Source organism: Glycomyces paridis (assembly GCF_004912155.1).
In the GTDB taxonomy this organism is placed as follows: Bacteria; Actinomycetota; Actinomycetes; order Mycobacteriales; family Micromonosporaceae; genus Glycomyces; species Glycomyces paridis.
The window spans coordinates 81,712-102,622 of the sequence record NZ_STGX01000004.1 but is presented as its reverse complement, the minus strand read 5'-3'; the positions used below and the strand labels follow the sequence as shown (position 1 = coordinate 102,622).

Sequence of the window (20,911 nt, the reverse complement as noted above, 5' to 3'; positions counted from 1 at the left end):
TACGAAAGGAGGGGCAATCCCCAATGGCTGCAACGAAAAAGACCATCGCCAAGAGCGCGGAGGAGGATGAGGAGGAGGCGAAGAAGGTTACGAAGCTGCGGAAGCGGCTCGGGGAGGCCCGGCAGGTCCACGCGATCGCCGATGACCCGTATCTGAAGGTCGTGGAACTCGACCGGTTCCGGTCCTCGATCACCGGGGCGCTGTGGTTCTTCCTGTCAGTCGGCCTCGCCTACACCACCGTGGGCGTGCACGACTTCATCGCCGAGGGCCTTACAGTCGCTGATCCGATGTGGTGGGGCGCCTGGGCGGTCGAACCCGCACTCGCGGGCATGTTGATCACGGTCCTTCGCTGGGAGGCCGCGATGCTCATGCGCGGCATCCGCATCGAATCGCGGTGGGTGTCGTTCACCAAGTGGGCCCTGCTGGGCTCCACGATGGCGATGAACGTGCTCTCGGCGCTCGGCACGACCAAGGTCGAGCTGCTGCTGCACATTGCCTTCCCGGCGCTCGTGTTCTGCCTCGCCGAGGTCATGCCCGTGGTCATGGATCGCTTCGCCCTCGCCCGGGCCAAGGTCCTTGCCGAGATCGCCCGGCTCGACGCCACCCCGGCCGCCAAGGAACCGGCCTCGGCGGCGAGTCCGGTTCGGGCCCCGGCGGCGGCTTCGGCTCAGAGTCCGGTTCGGGTCTCGTCGCCGGTGACGGTCGCGAACCTCGAAGCCGACTTCGACCGGGCCCCGGCGCCGGTCTCGCCGAGCCTCCCGCCCGTCGCCGCCGCTACTTCCGCGCCGACGCCGCCGGTCACCTACTCGCGCCCGAAACTCCCGGCCCCGACGCTCGCGCAGCTCGAAACCCGCGCTGCAACGCTCGCCGCGGCCGGCCGGACCATCACCGCCGCCGACGTCCAGGAGGTGATCACCCTTCCCGCCTCGATGGCCGACCAGACCGCCCGCTACCTCGCCGCCACACACGCGGCCTAACCCCATACACACCACATAACCAGCCACTTCGGCCCGGATCGAGCACCACGCTCGGTCCGGGCCGCAACCATCTAGAAAGGACACAAGATGGCATCTGACGACACCAGCAACGCCAAGCGCGTTGACCTGCGCCTGTCCGGGATCATGACCGGCTTCGACTGGTTCGGCTTCCGCGAGGACATCCAGGCCGGCACCGGCTCGTGGATCAACTGGAGCAACACCGGGGAGCCGGGCGAGCCGTGGCCCCCCGATGTCTGGATCGAAGGGAACAACGGACACGGCGCCATGCGCGTCAACTACAAAGGCGACCGGCGGTTCTTCGACTACGAGGACTTCCGCGTCAACGACCGCCAGATCGACGGCACCGCTCTCGCGAACCGGGTCATCGAACACCTCGAAGCGTGCGGACACGCCGAGATCCGGGCCTTCGCCGAGGAACTCCAGCGCAAGCGCGAGGACCGGCCGTGACCGCCCCGGCCTCCCTCGCCCTCGCCCTCGCCTCGCGAGCTGAGAAGGCCCGCACGCAGACCGGCCACGCCGACGCGAAAGCGCAAGTGCTCGCCTCCGGGCTCGTGCCGACCATCGCCGCCGCGATCGCCGCGGGCGCCTTCGCCGGTATCGACGGCCCCGCCGCGCTCACCGGGTGGTCGGCGGCGGCCCTCGGCTCGGGCGCGGTGGTCCTGCTCGGGCTCGTGCTCTGGCCCCGCGCCAGCCACACCCCGGCGCCCTCGACACCCGAGAGGCTCCTCGAAGCACTCAAGGCCGGCACCGAAGCCCAGCGGCTCAGTCTCGCCGCCGCCGAAGTCATCCGCCTCGAAGGCATCGTGGCCGTCAAGTTCCGGTGGCTGCGCGCCGCCCTAGCCCTCGCCGGTGCTGCCGGCCTCCTCGCGCTCGGCACGGTCCTCCTCGCGCTGACCGCCTGAGCCACAACTGAAACCGACCCGAATACGCGAACGCCCGGACCAGCTTTCCCCTGGTCCGGGCGTCGTGCTTCCCACCGAAACGGAAAGCAGGAATCGCTCATGAAGCCTACCGACATTGACGCAGGCCTGAAAGCCTTGTTCACCCGACCGGGGTTCCGGTCCTGGAAGTCCAAGGTCGCCTCCGTCCACGGCTGCGCGGCGCCCATCAAGCTCCGCGGCTCCTCGACCATCACCCACAAGATCACCGGACAGGTGTTGAAGGAGACGGTGGGTTCGGTGTGGGCGCCGTGCGGGACCCGCCGCGAGGCCCTGTGCCCGGCCTGCTCGCAGTGGTACGCCGAGGACGCCTTTCACCTCATCCGCTCCGGCCTCGATGGCGACACCGCCAAAGGCATCAGCGCCGATGTGGCGACGCGGCCCCGCTACTTCGCCACGCTCACCCCGCCTTCGTTCGGCCCGGTCCACTCCCGCGTCACCGGCGCCGGCGGGAAGTTGCTGCGCCCGTGCTCGTGCGGGGAGTGGCACCGCGAGGCTGACACGCGGCTCGGGCAGGCGATCGACCTCGCCTCCTATGACTTTGAGGCCGCGGTGTTGTGGCAGGCGCACGCCGGGAAGCTCTGGCACCGGTTCACGATCGCCTTGCGCCGCCGCCTCGCGCACGCCGCGGGCATGACGGTCACCGAGTTCAAGGAGACGGCGCGGCTCTCCTATGCCAAGGTCGCGGAGTACCAGCGGCGCGGGCTCGTGCACTTCCATGCCGCGATCCGCCTCGACGGCTCTGAGGGTGCTGCCACCCGGCCCCCGGCCTGGGCCACCAAAGAGGCCCTCGCCGACGCGATCCGCACCGCCGCCGCCTCGGTCGTGCTCGAAGTGCCGCGCCGCAACGGAGAGGTGCTGGAACTTCGGTTCGGTTCGCAGCTGGACCTGCGGGACATCACCGCCGCCGCGGCCGGCACCGGGGACGTCAGTGAGGAGGAGGACATCCGGTCCTCGCGGCTCGCCTCGTACATCGCCAAGTACGCGACCAAGTCCACCGGCGCTCACGAGGGTCCCGACCGCAAGCTGCGATCGGTGGAGGACATTGAGCGCCTTGAGGTCTCCGCGCATCACAAAGCGATGATGCGGACCGCTTGGGAGCTCGGCGGGCTCCCCGAGTACGCCGAGTTGAACCTGCGGCGGTGGGCGCACATGCTCGGCTTCCGCGGGCACTTCCTGACCAAGTCCCGCGCCTGGTCGACCACGCTCGGGGAGCTGCGGAGCATCCGCGCCCGGTTTCGCCTCGCCGAAACCCTCGCCGCCCTCGACGTCACCGCCGATGACGTGATCGTCGTCAACGACTGGGAAGCGGTCGGTTTCGGCCACGACACCGACGCCGAACGCGAATACGCCGAGGCCATCGCCGAACAACTCCTCGAACGAAAACTCAACCGCGACAACAGAAAGGACCGCACCCGATGAGCCCGCGCGTGATCGGCGTCGAGGACGCCGCCACCTACCTGTCCGTGCCCGTGCGGTTCATCCGCCGCCTCGTCGCCGAACGCCGCATCCGCTACTACAAGGTCGGCAAGTACGTCAGATTCGCCAAAGACGACCTCGACGCGTTCCTAACCGCCGAGGTTGTCGAGCCGGTCAAGGTCGCGTGGCGCAACGGACGGGCGGAGGTCGCCTGATGGCCGGAAAACGCCGCAGCTTCGGCAAGATCGTCAAGATGCGATCAGGCCGCTACCAGGCCTCTTACATCAACCCGCAGGGCCAACGCGATACCGCACCCGACACGTTCATCCGACGCCGAGACGCCGAGGTCTGGCTCTCCCGAGTCGAAGCGGATATCTCGCGAGGCGCCTGGGTCGGCCAGGAGGGGGCAAACATCCTCCTGGACGACTACGCCAAGGAATACCTTCAACGTCCATCCATTGGAGACAAGTGGAGGGGCACGTGCCTCGACAACCTACGCCTGCACATGACCGACCTTCGATCTCTGGCGCTCACCGAGATCTCGTCGCGGCGGGTCCGGCAGTGGTTTGACAAGGTGTCGGCTAGCGATGCTCACGGCAAAACCGTTGTGGCGCAGTCGTATCGCTTCCTCCGGGCAGTCTTGAATCAAGCGGTTCGTGATGAACTGATCCTCAAGAACCCGTGCAACATCCCGGGTGCCGGATCGGATCACGCCGAGGAACGACAGATTGCCACGGTTGAACAACTCGGGACGTTGCTTGGCGCGATGGCTCCTCGCTACCGTGCGGCCGTTCTCATCGCGGCGTGGTGCTCGCTTCGCCGGGGCGAGATCGTCAACCTGAAGCCTGAGGATGTGGATCTCGAAGCCAACCAGATCCACATCCGCAAGGCCAAGACGCGAGCGGGCCTCCGCACCGTGGCGATTCCGCCGCACCTGGTGCCGTTCCTCGAAGCGGCTCGGGAGTGGAGCAGCGAAGAGTGGTTCTTCCTGAACGAGCGGGGCCTGCCGTTGACGGGCCACACCTTCTATCGGGCGTTCCAACGGGCCCGTGACGAGATCGGTCTTCCCAAGCTGACGATCCACGACCTGCGGCACACCGGGAACACTTTCGCGGCCGCCGCCGGCGCCACGACGAAAGACCTCATGAAGCGTCTCGGGCACTCCTCAGATGCGGCTGCGCGGCGGTACCTCCACACCGTTGACGGTCGCGATGACGAGATCGCCAAGGCGCTTTCGGAGATCGCGGCGCACGGGGATGCGGCAAAGCTCCCGAAGCGGCTTAAGGGTGCATGAGGGTTGCGTGAGGTCAATTCAAGGGTATTGACCTGGGATAACGTCTCTGCCTGCTAAGCGGGTTTCGGGTGATACCCGATCATGGGTTCAAATCCCATATCCTCCGCAACGAAGTGGAGGAGGCCAGAAAGTTCAGCCTCCGCCAGTGAAGTAGCCCCGGCGGCCCTGCTTTAGACAGGGCCGCCGGGGCTTTTTCGTTGGTGGGGTTATTCGGGGGCGCCGGGGAGTTTGGTCGCGTCGTAGGCGAGGAGTTCCCAGCTGTGGCCGTCGGGGTCGTCGACGGCGCGGTTGTAGAGCCAGCCCATGTCCTGGGCGGGGCGGGGCTCGGTGCCGCCGGCGGCGACGGATGCCTCGACGAGGCGGTCGACCTCTTCGCGGGACTCCATGGCGAGGGCGTTGATGGCCTCGATGCCACCGGAGGCGATGGCGTGCTCGGTGAAGCCCTTGAACTGCTCGTGGGTCATGATCTGCACGAAGACCGCGTCGGAGAGGACGATCTGCGCGGAGGTCTCGTCGGTGAACTGCTCGTTGAGCGTGCCGCCCAGCGCGAGGTAGAAGGCCTTGCCGGCGGCGAGGTCGGCGACGGGAAGGTTGACGTAGATACCGGTGACGGCCATTGGAGGCTCCTAGGTTTCCGCGGCCGGTCGTTCCGGCCTGCGTCCAACCTAAGGCCGCACCTCGGCATCGGTCTTGTACAGAAGCGACAGCGCCTCGGTGGGGTCGTGTTCGCGCAGGTCGGTGGCCCGGCGGCCGACGAATCGGTTGAGGGAGCGGGCCAGGTGCGGCTGGTCGTGGTAGCCGACGCGGTGCACGACGTCGGCGGGGGCCTCGCCGGACAGGAGCAGCATCGCGGCCTGGCGGGCGCGCTCGATCTGGCGGATGGCGCCCTGCGTCAGGCCCGTCGCGGCGGCGACGCGGCGCTGCACCGAGCGGGGCGTGACCAGCATCGGGGCGTCCCCGGCGAGGACGTCGGCGACCAGGGGGTCGCGGACGAGCAGGCCGGAGCGGACGAGGCGGTCGACGAAGGTCTCGGTGTTCTCGTAGCCGGGGATCTCCCACTCGTCGCCTTCGAGGACGAACGTGCGGGCCGTCGCGTGCGGGCTCGACACGCTCGTGTCCACGAGCGGGCCCACCGGCAGCGGCCGCAGGAACGCGCCGTGGCGGAAGACCACGCCGAAGGCGCCGTCGATCCCGCCGCCGAGCGGCACCGTGGTCGGGTGGGTCTCGGGGCCGCGGACGGACACGTGCGTCGCGCTACCGCTCGTCCAGGCGATGAGTTCCCAATTTGAGTTCGCCACGGACACCATGCGCTCGGGAGCGGGGCCGTTCACGGGCGTCACCCGGTAGACCCGCTCGACGTACGGCGAGTCGGAGGGCCGGTGCTCCAGGCCCGGGACGTCGCCGGATCGCTCCTGTGCCACGTCCCACATCGTAACGCCGGGGGCCCGCCGCGGTCGACCGACCGGAACGGGCCCCGGACACCATGAAAGCCGCTGACCTTCGCGATGAAGGACAGCGGCTTCGTGTTCGTGAGCTGAAGACTAGAGGGTGCGCAGGTTAGCGGCCTGCGGACCCTTGTTGCCCTGCTCGATGTCGAATTCGACTCGCTGGTTCTCTTCGAGCGACTTGAAACCGCTACCGGTGATCGCCGAGAAGTGAACGAAGATGTCGGGGCCGTCCTCCTCCGGAGAAATGAAGCCGAAGCCCTTCTCGGAGTTGAACCACTTGACAGTGCCTTGCGCCATTGCTGTATATCCTTGGTGTTGATGCTCAGGCCGACCGCCGCGCCTCGGGAGCTCTCGCCCCTTCGCCACGTGCAGCATGGCCTGATATTGCCGCCATTGCTGGCGCTTCACCCCTTCGCCTAAACGAAGCGGCCACTGGACCTTACAGCACTTTTGCCGCCGGGCGGACGCCGAGCGCGGAAACTCTTCTCACATTTCACCGTTTTGCCTGGTAGATGCTGAGGCAAACGGTCGGCGACTATGGCTGGGAACACTCGTTCGCGGCGGGTCGGGGTTGGACGCGCGGCGGGGCTACGTCCAGGCGGGGAGGTGCGGTTACGTCCCCGCGCTGATGTCCCGGGGCGCCCGCGGCGCCGACGATGGGGACATGAACGACCACATCGTGTCGACCGATCGGTTGACGAAGCACTACGGCGGGCGCGCCGCCGTCGACGGCATCAGCCTCGGCGTGCGCCGCGGCGAGGTGTACGGGTTCCTCGGCCCCAACGGGGCCGGGAAGACCACGACGCTGCGGATGCTGCTGGGCCTGGTCAGGCCCACCAGCGGCACCGCGAGCGTCCACGGCCTCGCGCCCGGCAGCCCCGACGCGCTCCGCCGCACCGGCTCCCTCATCGAGGGCCCCGGCTTCTTCCCCTACCTGTCGGGCGTCGACAACCTCCTCGTCGTCGCCCGCTACCGCGGCCTCGGCCGCTACGACGTCGACGAGGCGCTCGACCGCGTCGAGCTGACCTCGCGCGGCAAGGACCGCTTCCGCACCTACTCGCTGGGCATGAAGCAGCGCCTCGGCGTCGCCGCGGCCCTCCTGGGCCGCCCCGACCTGCTCATCCTCGACGAACCCACCAACGGGCTCGACCCGGCCGGCATGGCCTCGATGCGCCGGCTCATCCACGACCTCAGCGACGACGGCCAGACCGTCCTGCTCTCCAGCCACCTCCTCGCCGAGGTCCAGCAGTGCTGCGACCGGGTCGGCGTCGTCGTCGAGGGCCGCCTCTCCTACGAGGGCACCGTCGCCGAACTGCGCGGCGCCCGGATGCTGGAGGTGCGGGCCGAACCGGTCGACCGCGCCGTGCGGGCCGTCAAGGCCGCCACCGGCGCGGCGCTCGACCTCACCGAGGACGGCGACGGGCGCACCGTCCTCACCGGGGACGCCGACGGCGTCGACGTCCCCGCCGCGATCCGCGGCCTCGTCGCCGAAGGCGTCGACGTCCACGCGGTCGCGATCCGCGAACGCTCACTCGAGGACGTGTTCCTCACGATGACGGAGGCGACCCGATGAACGCCCTTGCCCACTCCGCCCGAGCCGAACTGCGCCGGCTCCTGCGCTGGCCCGCCACCTGGGTCCTCGGCGGCGTCTGGCTCACGCTCCAGCTGCTCTTCGCGTTCGCCTTCCCGTACATCGCGTACGCCACCGGCGACCCGGACGCGTTCCAGGGCGGGCCGATGGACCAGCTCCTGGCCTCGATGCTCCCGCAGTCGCTGCCCGAGACCCTGATCGCCGGCACGCCGATGTTCGGCGGCGCCATCGTCATGATCTTCGCGGCCCTCACCGTCGGCAGCGCCTACAACTGGGGCACCTGGAAGACCGTGCTCACCCAGGGGCCGGGACGCGGCGCCGCCACCGGCGGCCTCGTCGCCGCCGTCGGCGTCTGCGTCGCGGGCCTGGTCGCCGTCAGCACCGCCTTCACGTACGGGCTGTCGCTGCTGGTGGCCGCCGTCGAGTCGCAGGACATCGTCGCGCCTGCATGGGGCGACTTCTTCGCCTCCGTGGGCGGTTCGGCGCTCATCCTCGGCATGTGGGCCGCCGCGGGCCTGTTCCTCGGCGCCCTCACCCGCGGCCCCGCGCTCAGCGTGGGCCTGGGGCTGCTGTGGACCTTCGCGGTCGAGAACCTGCTGCGCGGCGCGGCGGCCCTCATCGACGGGTTCGACGTCGTCACCGACTACCTGCCCGGGTCGGGCGCGGGCTCGCTCGCCGGGTCGCTCACGGCCGCGGGCGGCGGGGACGGCACGCCCGGCGTCCTCGACGTCCTCACCGGGACGCAGGCGAGCGTCCTGCTCGGCGTCTACGTCGCGGTGTTCCTCGCCTTGACGTTCACGCTCGTCAAACGACGCGACGTCGCCTGACGACACGGCGAACGGCGGGGCGCCTCCGGGCGCCCCGCCGTTCGCCGTGGCGCACGTCATGGTCGGGCCTGTCATGAAACGGCGCGCCGCCCCGTTCAGAGGAGGAACCAGCCAAGACAGGAGCGAGACCATGAAGCACCGCATCATCGTCCTCGGCGCCGGCTACGCCGGGGCCTCCGCAGCCGGCTACCTCGCCCGCCACCTCCACCCCGACGACGTCGCCGTCACGGTCGTCAACGCCGAGGCCGACTTCACCGAGCGCATCCGCCTCCACCAGGTCGCCGCCGGCCGGGACCTGCGCCGCCACAGCCTCGCGGGCCTCTTCGCCGGCACCGACATCGCACTGCGGATCGCCCGCGTCACCGCCGTCGACGCCGACGCCGCCCAGGTCACCGTCGAAGACGAGCACGGCACCGACCGCCTCGCCTACGACACGCTCGTGTACGCCCTCGGCAGCACCGCCGCCGACCACGGCGTCCCCGGCGTCGCCGAGCACGCCTTCCACGTCGCCACCCGCCCCGCGGCCGAACGCCTCCGCGACCGCCTGGACGCGCTCACCGGCGGCCGCGTCCTCGTCGTCGGCGGCAACCTCACCGCCATCGAGGCCGCCACCGACCTCGCCGAGGCCCGGCCCGGACTCCACGTCACCCTCGCCACCAGCGGCGCGGTCGGCGCCTGGCTCGGCGACAAGGCCCGCACCCACATGCTCCGCGCCTTCGACCGCCTCGGCGTCGAACTGCGCGAGCACACCGAGGTCACCGCCGTCGAAGCCGACGGCGTCCGCACCGCGCACGGCGGCCGCCTCGGCGCCGACGCGACCGTGTGGGCCGCCGGGTTCGCCGTCCACCCGATCGCCGCCGCCAGCGGCCTCGCCGTCGAGGCGGACGGCCGCATCACCGTCGACCGCTCGATGCGCTCGGTCTCGCACTCCGGCGTCTACGCCGCCGGCGACGCCGTGCACGTCATCGGCGACAACGGCGAACCCCTGCCGATGTCCTGCGCCTCGGCGGGCTTCACCCGGATGCAGGCCACCGCCGCGATCATCGCCGACCTCACCGGCCGGCCCGCCCCGCGCACCGCGCTCGCCTACTACGGCAACTGCGTCAGCCTCGGCGACAAGGACGGCCTCTTCCAGCTCGTCGACGGCGAAGCCCGCTCGACCGGCGCCGTGCGCGGGCGCACCGCCGCGGCCCTCAAGCACTTCGTCTACCGCGGCACCGTCTGGAACATGGCCCACCCCACCTACGGGCTCCCCGTCCGGCGCCGGCACGTCAAGGCGGAACCCGCACGCCGCTCCGTGGACGCATAGAGTCGGGGGCATGGACACCGCCGCAGTGGCGCGCTTCGAGGCCAACCGGGACCGGCTGGCCTCGCTGGCGTACCGCCTGCTCGGCTCCGCCGCCGACGCCGAGGACACCGTGCAGGACGCGTTCCTGCGCTGGCAGGCCGCCGACCGGTCCCACGTCCGGGTCCCCGAGGCGTGGCTGACGAAGGTCGTGGCCAACCTCGCGCTCGACCGGCTCCGCTCCGCGCAGGCGCGCCGCGAACGCGCCGTGGGCGACTGGCTCCCCGAGCCGCTCCTCGACGGCGACCCGATGCTGGGCCCGGCCGACACCGCCGAGCAGCGCGAATCGGTGACCCTCGCCGTGCTCACACTCATGGAGCGCCTCCCGCCGGTCGAGCGCGCCGTCTACGTCCTGCGTGAGGCCTTCTCACACAGTCACGCCGACATCGCCGAGATCCTCGACATCAGCGAATCCGCGAGCCAGCAGCACGTCCACCGGGCGCGGCGCCGCGTCGCCGCCGAACGGCGCGCCCAAGAAGTCGACCGGGACGCCGCGCGCCGCATCGTCGAGGCCTTCGTGGAGGCCGCCGCCTCGGGCGAGACCGCGCGGCTCGTGGCATTGCTCACCGAGGACGCCGTCGCCGTCACCGACGGCGCCGGCCTCATCGAGAAGGTCCTGCACCTCGACGGCCCCGAGCGGGTCGCCGCCACCATGCGCGCCGGGTTCAAGCCGACCCCGGCCAAGCGCCGCCTCGTCGGCGGCTCCCCGGCCATCCACGCGGGCCTGGTCAACGGCTCGCCCGCGGTGATCGCCGTCCTCGACGACCGCGTCGTCGGCATCGTGACGCTGGAGTTGCGCGACGGCCTGGTGGCCGCGGCGCGCGGCACCGCCCACGAGGACCGCCTCGCCCGCGCCACCGAGCAGTGGCGGCGCAGCGCACACGGGGAGCCGCTCATCGCCTCGTGGTGACCGGGCCGGGGGCGTCAGCCCCGGTCCTCGACCGGCTCCGGGCCCGCCGCGTCCGAACGCGGGAATCGCGGCGCCACCAGGGCGCGGATGACCCGGTCGATGGTCTCGTCCTGCCCGAGGGGCCAGGTGAACGCGGGAAGGTCCCGCCGCAGCGTGACCGATCCGTGAAGGGCTGCCCAGAGCTCGGTCGCGGCCACGAGCGCGTCGCGGCCGTCGTCGACGACGGCCGCGACGGTGGCGACCCACAGTTCGATGGTCGCCCGGCCCGGCAGCCGACCGTCCCAGTCGTGCTCGGCGACGCCGCGGGTCTGGAAGAGCAGGGCGTACGCGCCCGGTTCGTCCATCGCGAACGCGCAGTACGCGCGGGCGCGGGCGCGCAGCCGCTCCAGCGGAGGCGCGTCCGCGCCCGCCGCCAACAATCGGGCGTGCAACCGGTCGAACTCCCTGGCGTACAGCGCCCACAAGAGGTCGTCGCGGGTGGCGAAGTGCAGGTAGCAGCTCTGCGGGGCGATGCCGGCCTTGCGCGCCACGCCCCGGATGGTGACCGCGCCCTCGCCACCGGACTCGACCAGGACCGCGTGCGCCGCGTCGAGGATCTCCTCCCGCAGCAGCCCGCCTTGCCCGCGCCGGTTCCGCTCTCGCCCACTTGCCATGGCGCGATCCTACGCTATAACCTGACAGCCGTAACCTTACGGTTGTCTAGTTAGGGGTATTCCATGGCCGTCGAAGTGTCCGTCACCCGCATCGCCCACAGCTGCATGCTTATCTCCCTCGGCGAGGATGTCTTCCTCACCGACCCCTGGTTCGCCGACCACTCGCCGGTCTACCGCGCCGGCGAGCCCCGCTCCCACACGGCCGCCGACCTTCCGGCCCTCACCGGCGTACTCGTCAGCCACGCCCACCGCGATCACAGCGACCTCGACGCCCTCGCATCCGCCGGTCGCCGGAACGTGCCCGTCGTCGGCGACCCCTCCGTCGCCGACCGTGCGAAGACCGCGGGCCTGGAGTCCTTCCATGGGCCGCGGTGGTGGGCGTCGACGACGCTCGGCTCCACCCGGATCACCGCGGTGCCGGCGCGGCACAAGGTCCCCGAGACCACGTTCGTGCTCAGCCGCGAGGACACGACCGTCTACTTCGCCGGCGACAGCCTGTACATCCCCGAGCTCGACGAGATCCCGCGCAGGTTCGGGCACCTCACACTGGCCCTGCTGCCCACCAACGGCCTGCGCATCCGGCCCCTGTTCAACCGCAAGGTCGTCATGGACGCCGAGGACGCCGCCCGGCTCACCGCCGTCCTCGACCCGGACGTGGTCGTACCCCACCACTACGCGTTCTCGAGCGGCCCCGTCGGCGACCGACTGCTCACGAACAAGGACCGCGACCCCGAGAACTACCGCCGCGCCGCCGCGCGACTCGCCCCGCGCACCGAAGTGCGCATCCTGCCCACCGGCCTGCGCAGTGTCATCGCTCCGGATGCGGCGAAACGAGGAGCCTGAACGCCGCATATCGCCCCGAGGTGTCCGCCGCCTCGGTTCGCGCCGATCCCAGCTGCGGCGCGTACCCTTGGCGCGGGGGATTCGGTGGGAGCAAAGAACCAGCGGCGCAAGCGAGGCGCCTGCAAGCGCGCGCGGACGGGCACGGCCCGGTCCGTGCCCCACGCCTACGACCTCGACGCCCTGCCGCCCGACGCCCGCGCCCGCCAGGCCGTCCTCGGCGCCCTCCAGCTCACCGCCTGCGACTGCGGCGCCTGCGAACCGCCCGACTGGGTCGACGCCGCCGCCGCCCTCGAAGGCCTCTCCGGCGACGCCGAATGGCCCGGCCTCCTCGCGCTCGCCTTCGCCGGCTTCGGCGACGACGCCGTCGAGCAGGCCTGGCAGCGCGGCTGGATGCCGCAGGAAGCCGTCGGCGCGCTGCGCCGCTCCCGCAGCGACGAGGCCGTGCGCGCGGGCGCGATCCTCATGAGGGGCCAGCTCGCCCGCTACCCCCGCACGCACCTGAGCGACCGCTGGCAGGACCAGCGCGACGCCCTGGCCGAGCACGGCCCGTACGCGGGGGTCGCCGAGGCCGCCGCCGGGCTGGGCCGGTGGGACCGGATCGTCCTGTGGGCGGCCGTCCTGGAGGCGACCGACCGCATCGAGGACCTCCCGGGCATCCCCCGCGTCGAACCGCTCCCCGGCAGTCCCGTACTCGTGCACGGCTTCACCGGCAATGAGTCCTCAAAGGTCTACGAGCGCATCCGCGCCCTCCTGGCGAAGGCCGAGTCCACCGACGCCGACGCCGAAGCGGAGGCCTTCACCGCCAAGGCCCAGCAGCTCATCGCCCGCCACAGCATCAACGAGGCGCTCCTGTCGCGCACCGGCACTGACAAGCGCGAACCGGAGGCGATCCGGGTGCTCGTGGAGCGGCCCTACGAGTCGTCCAAGTCCGAACTGCTCGCGCAGATCGCCCACGCCAACCACTGCAAGTCGGTGCACTGGCCCGAAGGCGGCTTCACCACCCTCATCGGCGACCGCGACGACCTCCGCTCGGTCGAACTGCTCTACAACTCACTCCTCGTGCAGGCCACCGCCGCGATGACCCGCGCCGGGTCCCGGACCGACGAGTACGGGCGCCCCCGCACCCGTTCCTTCCGCCAGTCCTTCCTCGCCTCCTTCGCGTTCAGAATCGGTGAGCGCCTTCGGGAATCCGCCGAGGACACCGAACGCGAGATGGCGGCCGAGACCGGCACCGACCTCGTCCCGGTGATGCGCGGTCGCGACGAGCAGGTCGAGGCCCGGACCAAGTCCCTCTTCCCCCGCCTCAAATCCGGCCGCTCCCTGCGCATCTCCGACTACGAGGGCCACATGGCCGGCCGCGCCGCCGCCGACGCCGCCCAACTGGGTGCGGGGCCGTCCATCACCCGGAGCTGAGGCTCGCTGAAGTCTCGGTCCCGAAGACTGGCAGAACCTGAGTTCGAAGTCTAGACTCTGCACTCATGAGGAACTGCATCGCGGAGGTGCTCGCCAGCGTCGTCGGGGACCGATGGGCCCTGCTGATCGTCCGCGACACGGCACTCGGCCTGCGCCGGTTCGACCAGTTGCAGGCCTCGACCGGGGCGCCCCGGCAGGTGCTCTCCGATCGCCTGCACCGCCTCACCGAGGCCGGGCTCCTCGCCACGCGCCCGTACCGCCGGCCCGGCCAGCGCTCCCGCCACGAATACGTGCTCACCGAAGCGGGGATCGACCTGCTCCCCGTCCTGTCGGCGCTGTCCGACTGGGGCGAACGCCATCTCGCCGAGGGCGCCCTCCCCGAGATCGTCTACCGGCACAGCAGCTGCGGCGGCCGCGTCACCGCGACCCTGCAATGCGAGTGCGGCGAGCGGATCGACCCGCACGGGCGCCTCATCGCCGAGGTCCGCAGCTGACCGCCTTCACCCCCGCCACCACCACAAGAACCTTGGAAAGAAGGACTCCGCATGTCGCTCAACGAGACCACCGACGCCGCCTTCGCCGACGACGTCCTGGCCAGCACCCTCCCCGTACTCGTCGAATTCACCGCCGACTGGTGCCCTCCGTGCAAGACCATCGCCCCCGTGCTCGAACAGATCGCCGAGACCGAGCGCGACCGGCTGCGAGTGGTCGCGCTCGACGTCGACACCAACCCGGAGACCACCAGGAAGTACCAGGTCATGGGCATGCCGACCCTGGCCCTGTTCGTCTCCGGCGAGGTCGTCACGCAGGTGATGGGCGCACGGCCGCGATCCGCGATCCTCCGCGAACTGGAGCCGCACCTCGCCCAGGCGGCCTCTTCCATCGGCTGAACGGTCGCTCCGCGACCGGCGGCCCGTGCCGCCGGTCGCCCGCCCCGAACCGGCGACCGCCCGGATCTGACGGACCCGGGCGGTACGGTCGAATCCTTCGACCAGCGAGGTGGTGAGGCCCGTGTCGGCACCTGAGTTCTTCGAGCCCGCGATGCGCGGGCGCACCCTGGCCCCTCCCGGCGCCGACATGGCGCTGGCCGAATGGGAGGCCGAGGGCGCGACCGGCGGCGAGCGCCTCTACCAGGCGCCGCTGCACCGCCACGGCGACGACGAGGCCTGGTACGTCCTCGAAGGCGCCCTAGGAGTTCGCATCGGCGACGAGGAGGTCGAGGTCCCCGCGGGCGGCGCCGCGATCGTCCCCGGCGGCACCGCGCACACCTACTGGAACCCCCGCCCCGAACCGGCGCGGTACCTGCTCGTCATGGGCGCCAAGACGAACGCGCTCATCAACGCGATCCACGCCGCGTCCGACCGAACACCCGAAGCAATGCGGCTCCTCTTCGAACAGTACGACGCCGAACTCCTCGAATAGCAGGTCCCGCACGGTGAGCGGGACCGTCCACAGGTTCATCCATTCGGGACGCGCGGGCTGACACACGCGGGCGGAGCCGGTAGGGTGCCGGTATCCGGCCCCCATCCCTGTTCGGTCGTCCTGGAACGGAACCCCCGCGTGTCAGAGCTGCAACTCTCCATCCCCACGATCAACCTCCTCCTCGCGCTGGTGCACCTGCGAGGTTCGGGCACCACCACGGATTTCAAGGAGCTCTACGGCGCCGAGAGCGTCGGCAAGGGCGAGCTGAAGGAGATCACCGAGCACGGTCTCGTCAAGCGCCACAAAGAAGGACGCGGCTACCGCTACAAGCTCACCGACGACGGCCGGCTCGAAGCCCGCCGCCTGCTCAGGGGCGCCCGCCCGGAGAAGGTCAGCGTGCGCACCGCCCGCGTGCTCTGGGCCATCGCCAACGACCTGTCCGCCCACCTCGACCGCATCGGCGCCGAGTTCGCCGACGTCTACCCCGCCGAGGAACCGGAGCCCCCGGCCGCGCCCGAGACCGCCGTCTCCGAGACCGAGGCGGCGATCCGCGAGGCCTACCCGAACCTCCTCGGCCCGGTCAACGAATGGGTTCCGTTGCGGCACTTGCGCGAGCACCTCGCCGACATCGACCGCGACGAGCTGGACAAGACACTCACCGAGCTGTTCGGCGCGCACGAGATCGTCCTCATCCCCGAGTCGAACCAGAAGACCCTCACCGAAGCCGACCGCGAGGCGGCGGTCTGGATCGGAGGCCGATACCTGCATCTCCTGGCGATCGAGGCGCGATGACCACCGCGCTCGAAGCGCTCCGACTGGCCCCGAGCGACTTCGCCGTCACCCCCGACGACATCTGGCACGACTCGTCGAGGCCGCATGTCAAGGGCATCAACGAAGCCGCGCTCCGCGCCGTCGAGGCGCGCATCAACGCCGCCGCGCGAAGCCCCCGGTCGAGCGTGACCGGCCTGCCGATCGTCGGCAGCGGCGGCAGCGGCAAGAGCCACCTCGCCGGCGTCGCGCGTCAGAAGATCCAGGACCGCGGCGGGTTCTTCGTGCGGCTCAACATCATCAACGTGCGCGACTTCTGGGAGAGCCTGGCGGACAGCTACCTCACCGCCTTCACCATGCCGCACCGCATGAGCGAGACCGGCCTCAGCCACCTGCTCGAATCGCTCGCGCGGGCCGCCGACGTCCCCACCGAAGTTCGCAAACGCCTCCTCGGCGAGCGCCAGCCCGACCCCGATTCGGTCGCGAACTTCCTGGAGGCGGTGCGGGCCCTGGACCCCAGCGTCGCCCCGGCGAGGAACACGCTCCGGGCACTGCTGCTCCTCCACGCCGCCGACGAGATCATGGCCCAGGCCGCCGACCTCCTCCTGCACGGCGACGAAGCCGAGGTGCCCGGTTTCCCCAAGGTGTCGCCGCGGCCTCCCGCGGCGATCGTGCGCGACCTGTCGCAGCTCATGGCGCTGTGCGGTCCGACGCTCATCGCGGTCGACCAGGTCGACGAGATCGTGCGGGCCTCCTCCCGCGGCACCGCGGTGGGGACGGCGGGAGCGGGCGAACTGCTCGACATCCTCGGCAACGGCCTCACCGACCTGCGCGACGCCACCCGCCGCACCACGGTCCTGCTCTCCTGCATCGACGGCACCTGGGAGGAGTTCCGGCAGAACGTCGCCGACACCGTCCTGGCCCGCTTCGAGAAGGCGGTCACACTCGACCGCTCCCTGCCCGACGCCGAAGTGGGCGGCAGGCTCCTCGCCGCAGTCTTGGCCCCCATCTACGACGAGGCCGGATTCGATCCGCCCTACCCCTCCTATCCGTTCGGCGAGCTGGCGCTCTCGACCGCGACGCTGTTCGGGCCCAGGCAACTCCTGACCTGCGCCTCCGCGCACCTCAACCGCTGCCTCGACAACGGCGAAGTCGTGGAGTCCGGCCCGCTCGAAGCCGAGCGGGAGGCACCCGCGCCGCGCCCGAGGCCGGCGGTGTTCGACGAGAACCTGGACGACGTCTTCGCCGCGCTGCGGGCGCAGACCGACGTCGCCGCGTTCGCGGACCCGGACACTGCGAAGCCGCACTTCACACCGCTGCTCAAGGCGGCCCTGCAAGCGATGGTCGCCGAGGACGGCCGCTTCGCCTCATGGAAGGTAGAAGCGCAGGTCGGAACCGGTCAGCACTTCCATGCGGAACTGGTCGACGCGGACGCCGAACCCAAGTCGAGCTGGAGCTTCCTCGCGATCGCGAACACCCACCCGAACGCCGTCCGCAGCCGCGTCGACGGCCTGTACCGCCGCGCGAAGCTCGGGCAGCCGAAGTCCGTGTGGGACGGGCACGGCGTGCTCTGGGTGACCGCGCCTTACGCCGGATGGGAGGGCTGGGGGAGCGGCTCGCAGACCGCCACCGTGGTCGAGCGCTTCGCCGAAGCAGGCCACATCATCATGGCCAGCGAAGAGGACCTCCGGACCTTCGACGCACTCAGGGCGATGGAGGGCAAGCACCTCCCCGGCTTCCGAGACTGGCTCCGCGCCCGTCGACCCGCCTCGCACACCGTGCTCATGCGGGCCGTCTTCGGCGACCCGCCCGAGCAGGGGAGCGAGCGGGAGCCGGTGCAGCCCACCGGCGCGCCGACCGCGACGACGCCGAGCGTTCAGGAGCCCAGGTTCATCGACGTGGCGCTGCCGCCGGTCAGGGCGCACGCGGTGGCGAACGGCGGCAACGCCAGAGGCGGGAACGTCTACGTCGGGGCGATCGGGGACAAGTCGAGCTCCTCGATCGGCGCGATCGGGGACTCGGGCAAGGGCCAGGTCGTCATCGACACCGCGGGCACCGGGCCGGAGGCCGACCCGGAGGACCCGCTCCCAGAAGCGGTTCCGGTCGCGCTCCGTGAAGACGGCCGCCACCTGCACCTCGACCTCCAGAAGATGGCCAAACACACCGGGGTCTTCGCCGGCTCGGGCTCGGGCAAGACCGTGCTGCTGCGGCGGATCATCGAATCGGCCGCGCTGCAAGGGGTCTCCTCGATCGTGCTCGACTCGAACAACGACCTCGCACGGCTGGGGACGGCCTGGCCGGCCCGGCCGGAGTCGTGGTTCGACGGGGACGAGGAGGCGGCTCGGCGCTACCACGACGAGGTCGAGGTGGTGGTGTGGACGCCGGGGCGCAAGAGCGGGCGGCCGTTGAGCTTCCAGCCGCTGCCCGACTTCGCGTCGGTGCGCGACGACCAGGACGACTTCGAGCAGGCCATCGAGACTGCCGTGTCGTCGCTGGTGCCGCGCGCGCGGATCGGGCGTTCGACCGCGAAGGACGACCGCTCGCGGGCGATCCTCAAGGAGGCGCTGGAGGGGTTCGCCGAGCGCGGCCGCTCCGACTTCGGCGCGTTCCTCGACTACCTCGACGAGCTGCCCGAGGACGCCAGCTCCTTCGCGAAGGCTCCCGAGACCGCCGCGCAGATCGCGGCGACACTCCGTGCGGCCGTGGTCAACGACCGGGTGTTCGCCGGTGACGGCTCCCCTGTGGACCCGGGCCTGCTGTTGACGCCGAGCGAGGGCAAGCGGGCCCGGGTCTCGGTCGTGAACTTCATGGGGCTGCCCGCCGAGGAGCAGCGGCAAGGGTTCGTCAACCAGCTCGAACTCGCGCTGTTCGCCTGGGCCAAACAGCATCCGGCCGTGGACCGGCCGCTGTCGGGCCTGTTCGTGCTCGACGAGGCGCAGAACCTCGCGCCGTCGACGGGCTCGTCGATCTGCCTGGCCTCCACGATCGCGCTGGCCTCGCAGGCGCGGAAGTACGGGCTGGGGATGCTGTTCGCGACGCAGTCGCCGAAGGGGATCCACAACCGGATCGTCGGGAACTGCGCGACGCACTGGTACGGGCGGATGAACTCGCCGACGCAGATCGCGGCGGCCTCGGACGTCGCCTTGCAGACCGGCGGCTCCCCTGTGGACCTCGCGCATCTGCGGCAGGGGCAGTTCTACCTCGTGGCCGACGGGAAGCCGACCGAGCGCGTCGACGCACCGATGTGCCTGAGCCACCATCCGCCGACGGCCCCGACGGCCGACGAGATCCTGGCCGCGATCCAGTCAGGAGGCGCGGCGTGAACGAGGTGATCCAGGAGTTGCTCGCGGAGTTCAAGGAAGCGCGGGACCTGACGGATCTGGACGACGCGGAGCTGTTCGAGGCGTTCGCCGCGCACTGCGTGCTGCACCATTTCCACGAGGAGGACTTCGACCCCGAGGCGCACCGCACCGGCGGGAGCCAGGACCGCGGGGTGGACGCGTGGGGGATCGTCGTCAACGGCGAGCTGTACCACGACCTCGACTCGGTGCGCGGCGCCGTCGAGGCCGCCCGCGAGATGAATGTGGTCGTGATCGTGTTGCAGGCCAAGCGGAGCGGCTCGGCCGAAGAGAAGGTGGTCGCGGACCTGAAGGACAACCTTGAGCAGATCTGCTCCAAGGAGCCGATGTCGTACAGCGCGTCGCCGCGGGTGGTCGAGCTGCACGAGGCCCTCAAGGTGGTCTTCGAGCGGCACCACCGGAACGCGGCGGGGAGCCCGCGCCTCGCCGTCCGGTACGTCCACACCGGACAGGAGCCCAACGCCGATCTGCTCGCCAAGTGCGAATCCGCCAGGCTGACCCTGGAAGGCCTGGGGCGCTTCGACTCGGCGACCGTGGAGGTGGTCGGCTTCCGGCAGCTCCAGCGGCTCCACCAGCTCGCGAACCGGAAGGTCCGCGTCGAGTTCGACTGGCCCAACAAGCTCTCCATGCCGCCGATGAACGGCGTCCAGCAGGCCTGGATGGGGACGCTGCCCGCCAAGGCGTTCGTCCGCGACCTCCTCGTGGACGAGGGCGGGAGCCTGCGGACCTTCCTGTTCGAGGACAACCTGCGGCCGTTCCTCGGCGAGAGCAACGAGGTCAACGACGGCATCCGCACCACGCTCGGCGAGCCGGTCAGGAAGGGCCGGTTCGCGGTGCTCAACAACGGCATCACCGTGATCGCGCGCAGCTTCAACGTCTCGGGCCAGCAGTGCTCGATGAGCGACTTCCAGATCGTCAACGGCTGCCAGACCGGCAACGTGCTCTTCGAGAACCGCGAGCGGCTCACCGACGACGTGCACGTCAAGGTCACCGTGATCGAGCCGCGCCCCGACGACGTGGGCGTCTCGGGGGAGATCACGCTCGCGACGAACCGCCAGACGCTCATCGCGAAGGAGAACCTGAGCGCGGACCGGACGATCCACCGCGACATCGAGGCGTACTTCCTGACCACCAAGGGCGACAGGCGGCTCCGTTACGAGCGGCGCACCGGCCAGTTCGACGCCGACCCCTCGGTCACCAAGACGCGCGTGCTCAAGCAGAGCCACCTCGCCCAGTCGTACGCGGCGGTCTTCCGCGGCCGCGCGCACGAGGCCACCCGCCCCGCCGCGCTCCTGAAGGACCAGCGGCTCACCATCTTCCAGCCGAACGACGAGCCGATCGTCTACTACGCGGCCGCCTCCGTCTGGTACCAGATGGGCTGGCTCCTGCGCAACAACCGCGTCGACAGCCGCTGGAAGCCCGCCCGCTTCCTCCTCATGGCCGCCGTCGTCCGCCGCCTCGCCGCCGGCGATCTCCCGACCGGCCCCCGCCAGGCCCGCAAGCACTGCGAAGCCCTCCTCGACCGCGTCTGGGAGCGCGACGAGTTCGAACGCGCCGTGGGAGAAGCAGTTCCCCACCTCGAACGCCTCCTCGACGCCGACGAGTCCGGCCAACGCCTCAACGACCTCGTCCGCACCCGCACCTTCGCCGTCCGCTTCCTCGAAGCCGTGCGCCCCCGCTGAT

At 70.8% G+C, this 20,911-nt stretch carries 22 protein-coding genes; 18 read left to right on the top strand and 4 right to left on the bottom strand.

Going from position 1 to position 20,911, the window contains the following annotated elements; all coding sequences use genetic code 11:
- Positions 1 to 23 precede the first annotated feature (23 nt).
- The 6 genes from E9998_RS06585 to E9998_RS06560 all read left to right on the top strand — a co-directional run bounded on the left by E9998_RS06585 (position 24) and on the right by E9998_RS06560 (position 4,649).
- Complete coding sequence (locus tag E9998_RS06585) at positions 24 to 977, top strand: hypothetical protein (protein ID WP_136528914.1); 954 nt, start codon at positions 24 to 26, stop codon at positions 975 to 977.
- 87 nt (positions 978 to 1,064) lie between these two features.
- Positions 1,065 to 1,445: a hypothetical protein gene (locus E9998_RS06580; protein WP_136528913.1), complete on the top strand. Its 381-nt coding sequence runs from the start codon at positions 1,065 to 1,067 to the stop codon at positions 1,443 to 1,445.
- A complete protein-coding gene (locus E9998_RS06575; RefSeq protein WP_136528912.1) occupies positions 1,442 to 1,900 on the top strand; it encodes a Pycsar system effector family protein in 459 nt (152 codons plus the stop codon). The genes E9998_RS06580 and E9998_RS06575 overlap by 4 nt, the downstream gene beginning before the upstream one ends.
- Before the next feature lie 99 nt (positions 1,901 to 1,999).
- A complete protein-coding gene (locus E9998_RS06570; RefSeq protein ID WP_136528911.1) occupies positions 2,000 to 3,358 on the top strand; it encodes a replication initiator in 1,359 nt (452 codons plus the stop codon).
- On the top strand, positions 3,355 to 3,570 hold the full coding sequence (locus tag E9998_RS06565; protein ID WP_136528910.1) for an excisionase family DNA-binding protein: 216 nt from the start codon (positions 3,355 to 3,357) through the stop codon (positions 3,568 to 3,570). Before E9998_RS06570 ends, E9998_RS06565 begins: the two co-directional genes overlap by 4 nt.
- Complete coding sequence (locus E9998_RS06560; protein ID WP_136528909.1) at positions 3,570 to 4,649, top strand: tyrosine-type recombinase/integrase; 1,080 nt, start codon at positions 3,570 to 3,572, stop codon at positions 4,647 to 4,649. The genes E9998_RS06565 and E9998_RS06560 overlap by 1 nt, the downstream gene beginning before the upstream one ends.
- A gap of 206 nt (positions 4,650 to 4,855) precedes the next feature.
- Here the strand turns inward: E9998_RS06560 and E9998_RS06555 are convergent, their stop codons facing one another.
- From E9998_RS06555 to E9998_RS06545, 3 genes are all read right to left on the bottom strand, one after another.
- The gene (locus E9998_RS06555; protein WP_136528908.1) at positions 4,856 to 5,266 is read right to left on the bottom strand and encodes a VOC family protein; all 411 of its coding nucleotides are present in this window, start codon (positions 5,264 to 5,266) and stop codon (positions 4,856 to 4,858) included.
- A gap of 48 nt (positions 5,267 to 5,314) precedes the next feature.
- Positions 5,315 to 6,070 carry a helix-turn-helix transcriptional regulator gene (locus E9998_RS06550; RefSeq protein ID WP_204745298.1) on the bottom strand — a complete coding sequence of 252 codons (756 nt, stop codon included), beginning with the start codon at positions 6,068 to 6,070 and terminating at the stop codon, positions 5,315 to 5,317.
- Between the two features lie 120 nt (positions 6,071 to 6,190).
- Positions 6,191 to 6,394 carry a cold-shock protein gene (locus tag E9998_RS06545; RefSeq protein ID WP_136529177.1) on the bottom strand — a complete coding sequence of 68 codons (204 nt, stop codon included), beginning with the start codon at positions 6,392 to 6,394 and terminating at the stop codon, positions 6,191 to 6,193.
- Positions 6,395 to 6,761: 367 nt separating this feature from the next.
- Here E9998_RS06545 and E9998_RS06540 point away from each other — a divergent pair, with 367 nt between their 5' ends.
- The 4 genes from E9998_RS06540 (at position 6,762) to E9998_RS06525 (ending at position 10,770) form a co-directional block, all read left to right on the top strand.
- Entirely contained in the window at positions 6,762 to 7,670 is a 909-nt protein-coding gene (locus tag E9998_RS06540; protein WP_136528907.1) for an ABC transporter ATP-binding protein, read from the top strand.
- Complete coding sequence (locus E9998_RS06535; RefSeq protein WP_136528906.1) at positions 7,667 to 8,515, top strand: ABC transporter permease; 849 nt, start codon at positions 7,667 to 7,669, stop codon at positions 8,513 to 8,515. Before E9998_RS06540 ends, E9998_RS06535 begins: the two co-directional genes overlap by 4 nt.
- 130 nt (positions 8,516 to 8,645) lie before the next feature.
- A complete protein-coding gene (locus tag E9998_RS06530) occupies positions 8,646 to 9,824 on the top strand; it encodes an NAD(P)/FAD-dependent oxidoreductase (RefSeq protein WP_136528905.1) in 1,179 nt (392 codons plus the stop codon).
- Positions 9,825 to 9,834: 10 nt separating this feature from the next.
- Complete coding sequence (locus E9998_RS06525; protein ID WP_136528904.1) at positions 9,835 to 10,770, top strand: sigma-70 family RNA polymerase sigma factor; 936 nt, start codon at positions 9,835 to 9,837, stop codon at positions 10,768 to 10,770.
- 14 nt (positions 10,771 to 10,784) lie between these two features.
- Here the strand turns inward: E9998_RS06525 and E9998_RS25185 are convergent, their stop codons facing one another.
- Complete coding sequence (locus E9998_RS25185) at positions 10,785 to 11,423, bottom strand: TetR/AcrR family transcriptional regulator (RefSeq protein ID WP_158299715.1); 639 nt, start codon at positions 11,421 to 11,423, stop codon at positions 10,785 to 10,787.
- 63 nt (positions 11,424 to 11,486) lie between these two features.
- Here E9998_RS25185 and E9998_RS06510 point away from each other — a divergent pair, with 63 nt between their 5' ends.
- From E9998_RS06510 to E9998_RS06480, 8 genes are all read left to right on the top strand, one after another.
- Positions 11,487 to 12,266: an MBL fold metallo-hydrolase gene (locus E9998_RS06510; protein WP_136528903.1), complete on the top strand. Its 780-nt coding sequence runs from the start codon at positions 11,487 to 11,489 to the stop codon at positions 12,264 to 12,266.
- 153 nt (positions 12,267 to 12,419) lie between these two features.
- Complete coding sequence (locus tag E9998_RS06505) at positions 12,420 to 13,679, top strand: DUF2786 domain-containing protein (RefSeq protein WP_136528902.1); 1,260 nt, start codon at positions 12,420 to 12,422, stop codon at positions 13,677 to 13,679.
- A gap of 65 nt (positions 13,680 to 13,744) precedes the next feature.
- Positions 13,745 to 14,173 (top strand): winged helix-turn-helix transcriptional regulator, encoded by a 429-nt coding sequence (locus tag E9998_RS06500; RefSeq protein ID WP_136528901.1) that lies wholly within the window; start codon positions 13,745 to 13,747, stop codon positions 14,171 to 14,173.
- Positions 14,174 to 14,224: 51 nt separating this feature from the next.
- Entirely contained in the window at positions 14,225 to 14,569 is a 345-nt protein-coding gene (locus E9998_RS06495; RefSeq protein ID WP_136528900.1) for a thioredoxin family protein, read from the top strand.
- Positions 14,570 to 14,690: 121 nt separating this feature from the next.
- Positions 14,691 to 15,101: a cupin domain-containing protein gene (locus E9998_RS06490; protein WP_204745297.1), complete on the top strand. Its 411-nt coding sequence runs from the start codon at positions 14,691 to 14,693 to the stop codon at positions 15,099 to 15,101.
- A gap of 138 nt (positions 15,102 to 15,239) precedes the next feature.
- Positions 15,240 to 15,893, top strand: a complete 654-nt coding sequence (locus tag E9998_RS25180; protein ID WP_158299714.1) for a hypothetical protein — start codon at positions 15,240 to 15,242, stop codon at positions 15,891 to 15,893.
- Positions 15,890 to 19,192, top strand: coding sequence for a helicase HerA domain-containing protein (locus E9998_RS06485; RefSeq protein WP_158299713.1), 3,303 nt, complete (start codon positions 15,890 to 15,892; stop codon positions 19,190 to 19,192). Before E9998_RS25180 ends, E9998_RS06485 begins: the two co-directional genes overlap by 4 nt.
- Positions 19,189 to 20,910, top strand: coding sequence for an AIPR family protein (locus tag E9998_RS06480; protein WP_136528898.1), 1,722 nt, complete (start codon positions 19,189 to 19,191; stop codon positions 20,908 to 20,910). The genes E9998_RS06485 and E9998_RS06480 overlap by 4 nt, the downstream gene beginning before the upstream one ends.
- The last annotated feature ends 1 nt before the right edge of the window (position 20,911 follow it).

What these genes read in the sequence shown, in the direction of transcription:
- E9998_RS06585 (WP_136528914.1), top strand. Translation starts at nt 24, where the DNA reads ATGGCTGCAACGAAAAAGACCATCGCCAAGAGCGCGGAGGAGGATGAG.
- E9998_RS06580 (WP_136528913.1), top strand. Translation starts at nt 1,065, where the DNA reads ATGGCATCTGACGACACCAGCAACGCCAAGCGCGTTGACCTGCGCCTG.
- E9998_RS06570 (WP_136528911.1), top strand. Translation starts at nt 2,000, where the DNA reads ATGAAGCCTACCGACATTGACGCAGGCCTGAAAGCCTTGTTCACCCGA.
- E9998_RS06565 (WP_136528910.1), top strand. Translation starts at nt 3,355, where the DNA reads ATGAGCCCGCGCGTGATCGGCGTCGAGGACGCCGCCACCTACCTGTCC.
- E9998_RS06560 (WP_136528909.1), top strand. Translation starts at nt 3,570, where the DNA reads ATGGCCGGAAAACGCCGCAGCTTCGGCAAGATCGTCAAGATGCGATCA.
- E9998_RS06555 (WP_136528908.1), bottom strand. Translation starts at nt 5,266, where the DNA reads ATGGCCGTCACCGGTATCTACGTCAACCTTCCCGTCGCCGACCTCGCC.
- E9998_RS06545 (WP_136529177.1), bottom strand. Translation starts at nt 6,394, where the DNA reads ATGGCGCAAGGCACTGTCAAGTGGTTCAACTCCGAGAAGGGCTTCGGC.
- E9998_RS06540 (WP_136528907.1), top strand. Translation starts at nt 6,762, where the DNA reads ATGAACGACCACATCGTGTCGACCGATCGGTTGACGAAGCACTACGGC.
- E9998_RS06535 (WP_136528906.1), top strand. Translation starts at nt 7,667, where the DNA reads ATGAACGCCCTTGCCCACTCCGCCCGAGCCGAACTGCGCCGGCTCCTG.
- E9998_RS06530 (WP_136528905.1), top strand. Translation starts at nt 8,646, where the DNA reads ATGAAGCACCGCATCATCGTCCTCGGCGCCGGCTACGCCGGGGCCTCC.
- E9998_RS06525 (WP_136528904.1), top strand. Translation starts at nt 9,835, where the DNA reads ATGGACACCGCCGCAGTGGCGCGCTTCGAGGCCAACCGGGACCGGCTG.
- E9998_RS25185 (WP_158299715.1), bottom strand. Translation starts at nt 11,423, where the DNA reads ATGGCAAGTGGGCGAGAGCGGAACCGGCGCGGGCAAGGCGGGCTGCTG.
- E9998_RS06510 (WP_136528903.1), top strand. Translation starts at nt 11,487, where the DNA reads ATGGCCGTCGAAGTGTCCGTCACCCGCATCGCCCACAGCTGCATGCTT.
- E9998_RS06500 (WP_136528901.1), top strand. Translation starts at nt 13,745, where the DNA reads ATGAGGAACTGCATCGCGGAGGTGCTCGCCAGCGTCGTCGGGGACCGA.
- E9998_RS06495 (WP_136528900.1), top strand. Translation starts at nt 14,225, where the DNA reads ATGTCGCTCAACGAGACCACCGACGCCGCCTTCGCCGACGACGTCCTG.
- E9998_RS06485 (WP_158299713.1), top strand. Translation starts at nt 15,890, where the DNA reads ATGACCACCGCGCTCGAAGCGCTCCGACTGGCCCCGAGCGACTTCGCC.